The 4428-nt window shown below is 55.7% G+C and carries 3 protein-coding genes; all 3 read right to left on the bottom strand.

Annotated features, from left to right (window positions below; translation table 11 throughout):
* Window positions 1-2149, bottom strand: a 2149-nt coding sequence (locus VN887_15225) for an SGNH/GDSL hydrolase family protein (GenBank protein ID HXT41360.1), incomplete at its 3' end; no start/stop codon positions are given.
* A 12-nt stretch (window positions 2150-2161) separates the two neighbouring features.
* Entirely contained in the window at window positions 2162-3994 is a 1833-nt protein-coding gene (locus VN887_15220; GenBank protein HXT41359.1) for a beta-L-arabinofuranosidase domain-containing protein, read from the bottom strand.
* Between the two features lie 33 nt (window positions 3995-4027).
* Window positions 4028-4428: hypothetical protein (locus tag VN887_15215; protein ID HXT41358.1), on the bottom strand; the 401-nt coding region annotated here is incomplete at its 5' end.

Raw genomic sequence — 4428 nt, 5'->3', positions numbered from 1 at the left:
CGAACGTATTCGGATCGCTGTTGACGGCTGTGCGAACTCGAAACGTGGAGATGCTTCCCTTTGTTGTGGTGTTCAGAATCCGCCCGTTAAATGCTTCAGCTTGAACCTCAGATTTAGCCGGAGTGTGTTCCCAGGCAATTCGCACGGAGCGGTCCGTGAGTGTGGAGTCGGTCAGAGCGTGAATCCGAAGGATTTTCGGGAAGGTCTGATTTGACGCAACGCGGACCTTCAGGGTGAATCGTCCGTTGGAAGCGTAATTTGTGAGACTCGGGAATTCGTGCTCGTTGATCGGTCGAAAGGTGAACTGAACGGACCGGCCGGAAATAGATTGCACTGCATCGGCCACTCGCCACCCGCCGTTGTACCAATTCCCGAGTTCCATCCAACCGGACCAGCCATTGCCCAATTCCTGATCTTTGGGCAAATGCTCCTTCGGCCAGTGGCTTCCCCAGTACTCGATCCGCAGTTTTGATTCCGCGGGAATAGGCTCGGCAAAATCCACGACGACGGAATGTATTTCGCGCGGGTCTTCCCACATCAAGCCGTTGCCTTCGGGCAAAGGAATCGCGAAGGGTGCTGCATCGAACATGGCGGTATCGCTCTCTGTCCCCTCGGTTGGGGGGGACGATTTTCCGGAAGACGGGTCAAGGGCGGCGACGAGACTCTGGGCGTACCAGCGCGCGAGATAATCGTTCGGGTGCAGCGGGTCGTTGATACAGTCTTTGGGTTTTTTGGCCGCAAACACCCACCCGCTGATGGCGGTCATGTCCACGAATTGCACGCCGGGTCCGGTCATCGCCTTCAAAGTCGTGGCGTAATCTCCGACGACGTTCCAGTATTGTGCGTTGGTCGTGTAAGCCGGATCGAATCGCATGGTGGAAACCAGAAGAAACTCGGCATTGGGGTTTTGGTGGCGAACAGTTTTGATGACGTTCGCGATATGATTGGAAAATGTATCCGCGGGAATGCTCCAGAAATCGTTCTGTCCAAAGGCGACAATCACGAGGCCGGGATTCAAGGATGCAACCATCGGCTCCGCGTAGGTGTCCGCCCATTTTGAATCAGCGCCGCTTTGAGCGGAGTTAAAAAACTGAATTTTCCTGTCGTGATAAATCTCCTTCAAGCGATGCACAAAAAGTTCGGGCCATGGCGGCAGATAGGGTCGGATGTGCGAGAGGCGGCTTCCGCCGAGCCCATGGGTGATGCTGTCTCCGTACGCCACCACGGTCAGAGGGGCGCGCTTTTGAAGTATTCCGAGCGTGTGTGGCAAACCATCGCCGAGGAAGCCCGGGATTGGATGGTTCCAGCTATCATCGTGTTCGTAGGTCACCATCACCTGCTTGCCGCCGACGACGTTCCACTGATACTCCCCTTTAAGCAGGTTCTCGCTTCGGACCTGCGTCATGCGTGATGACGCGGTGCAAACGAGCGTCCGTCCGTCGAGAGTGTAGTCTGTGCCTTCGGAATAATTTGTGGTCAGGCCGTAGTCCTGGACTGAGATGATTCGCGTCGGATGAAACATCAACTGACCGGCAGCCGGTTCTCCATTCGTTGAAAGCATCAGGACGGCCTCTCGGTTGATTCTCTTGCCGAGCCAAAACGGTTGCATCGCTTCATCCAAATTGCACGTTGGTTTCAGGTCGGCGGCGTTTTCGTCCGTCATCTCCAGTTTTACCTGGTCCACGGTGACGGAACCGGGCGATGCATCCTTGGAAAAGTCGATTTCCATCCACTTCGTGAGCGGGTGTGCTTCCATGAAGTGAGAGAACTTGCGTGGATCTTTTTTGTCCCTGTGGATGTCGTTTAACGAGTCGACCTTCATCACCTCATGCCCACTTTTGTCCAGGAAGCGGATGGCAAAAACATATCCGTTCGTGTGATCCGACTGGACGAGGGCGGACAGGGTGAAATCGTTTCCGCTGCCGATCTCGATTCGTTGCGAAAGTGAGCCGGCGCCAGGGCCGAGGATTACTGAAGACTTTCCCTCCAATGGAGCCTGCGTTTCCAGACGGACGGCGCCGCTGGTGTTCCAGGCGGTGAGTCCATTTTCGAAGTCTCCATTAACAACCGAGAAACTCTGGTTGGCGAAAACTGTGGAGCAGCCAAAGCTCAGAAGAAACACGGCCTTGGCCCACAGGAATTTTTTCATGTCTTATAAGATTTAACTCACCCGCAGATAGGTCGAATACGGCTCACTTGCAATTTCGACGAAGGGCAACAGCTTAATCGGCGTCCCGATGGTTGTCGCCTCCCAACTTCGCTGGCCTGTTCTTTTAGCCGCCAACAGATTCGTCCGTGTCACTGAAGGAACCGTGTCCGTGATGGCGAACAGCACCAGCGGGCCGTGCAGCAGGGCGACTGTATCCGGATGCTGCTGGTCAATCGGCTCCAGGCGAGTTGTCATCGGCAAAATCAGGTCGATGCGGTCGCCGGTGTTCCATTGGCGGCGCACGGGTGCAAAGGCGCCGGGAATTACTTCAGCCGAGACGCGGCGTCCATTCACTGAGATCGAAGCGCCCGTGGCCCAGGCGGGGATGCGGAAATTCAATGTAAAGTCTCTTGCCCGCGAGATCTGGAGATCGAATTGCACCGCGTTGTCATACGGGTATTGGGTTGATTGATTGAGGACAACCTCCGCTCCGTTTTGCTTCCAGCGCAACGTGGAGGGGATATACAAATTCACCCAAACGCCGTTTGGATCGTGGAAGTAAGTATTGATGCGATAATCGGCGGCAACCTGGGGCAGTGTGCCCGAGCAGCACGACCAATGTTGATTGTCGCGATAGAATTTTGTGCCTTTGAAATTGTAATCGGAATAGTAAAAGGTCCGGCCGTCGGGCATCAGCGGCTTTGCCCCGAGCACGGTGTTGTACATGACTCTCTCCATGCTGTCGCCATACCGGGAATCACGCGTGACTCGCAGCAGGTAGCGGGTGAGTTTGAAATGCGCGTAGGAACCGCACGGTGTCTCGAAACTTGCGTGAGTATTGGAGAGGCTGTTGTAAAGATCCGACCCGCCGGGCGCACAGAGTGTTTCATCTGGCCCCCATCCTCCTGTCGCGAAGCTTTGTTTGGCCAGCATGTCAAAGCCGTTTTGCGCGGCGTGGAGATGCTTTTTGCTGCCCAGCGTGAGGTATGCCTGCATGGCTGACCCCAGGGAGTTGACGTGGCTGTAGGCGTGGCGTCCCGCGAGATTATTCCAGCCGTCAGCCAGCGGATCGTAATATGCATCATCAAGATATTGCCGGCCCAACTCGCGATAGCGCTTCCCGGCGCCACACTGATAAGCTAGAAAAAGATTTTCTGAAATTGTGTAGGACTCGTCCCAGGTCCAAAGGAAATCCTTATTAGGCCGCCAGGCGGTCCCATGCTCCACCGCGCGCCCCGGAAAATGAGGCAATGCAGTATTGGTGGTGTGGTCAAGAATCGAGAAAGCGTCGCGGTCGCCGACATATTTGTGCGAGTCAATCAGCCCGCAGACAATTTTATCGTAGCAGTACGTCGGGAATCGATTCTTATCATAGTAATCGCCCGAAATCGTTTCGGCGTAGAGGCGATTCAACCGCAGCACTTTCTGGCGGGTCGCCTGGTCTCGCGTGATGGCGTACATTCGGGCAAGCGCGGACACCCATTGACCAAACGTGCAACTCGGGGCGAAACCGTCCGGGTCGCCGTACTTGTAATCCGGGTTGTAACGATACCAGCCACCGATGTCCTCGCCCGGAGCCGGCTGGCCGCTCATTAAACGCAGAGGTTTCAGCAGGCTGTCATCGCTCAGGCCCATCAGGACGCGATGGGTTTCCGCCAATTGTTTCTCGTGAAGTTCGCTCGAAAGGGTGACGTCGCCGTAATCAAACTGGGCGAGTGGGGCGAACCGGATGCCTTTTGGCGATTGCCCGGCGAACAAGGATTCCGGCATCGCCAGCCCTGCCGCGGCCAGCGAAACTGTTCCCAGGAATTTACGCCGCGAGAGGTCAGGTTGCTGATAACTCATTCGATTGGCCGCCTGCACTCTGAGTTTGCGCGCCTATTGGGATTGTTGCAGGCGGTAGAACTGCTGCGGACCTGAGATCGGGTTGGTCACAAAGTTTTGGTCACCGACTGCAATGGGCGCGGGCAGGTTCGTGTTCCAGACGGACCCATTCGTCAGGCTTGGGCTGGAGGCGAGGACGAAATTGGCAGCGTTCGTCGTCCACGATAGAACGACGTTCGGGCCGGATGGCTGAATGTTCAACGTTGGGCCCGGTGGCGGGGCCTGAAGGGTCATGCTGCTGATGTGAAAGTTATTCGCCGTGTCATCGAGGCCGCTGGAGGCAGTATTCCATTGACGAAAATTGACATAATTGATGGGCAGGCTGGTCCCAACAAGAGTGCCGGAATAGGTCAAATATGGATTATTCGGATCGCTCACCGGTGTCATGGTGAGTG

This window comes from Candidatus Angelobacter sp., assembly GCA_035607015.1.
Taxonomy (GTDB): domain Bacteria; phylum Verrucomicrobiota; class Verrucomicrobiia; order Limisphaerales; family AV2; genus AV2.
Note: the sequence above shows the minus strand (reverse complement) of the source record. Positions and strands in the feature narration are given on the sequence as shown.

Coding starts and splice junctions, on each gene's coding strand:
- VN887_15220 (HXT41359.1), bottom strand. CDS start 3,994: ATGAGTTATCAGCAACCTGACCTCTCGCGGCGTAAATTCCTGGGAACA.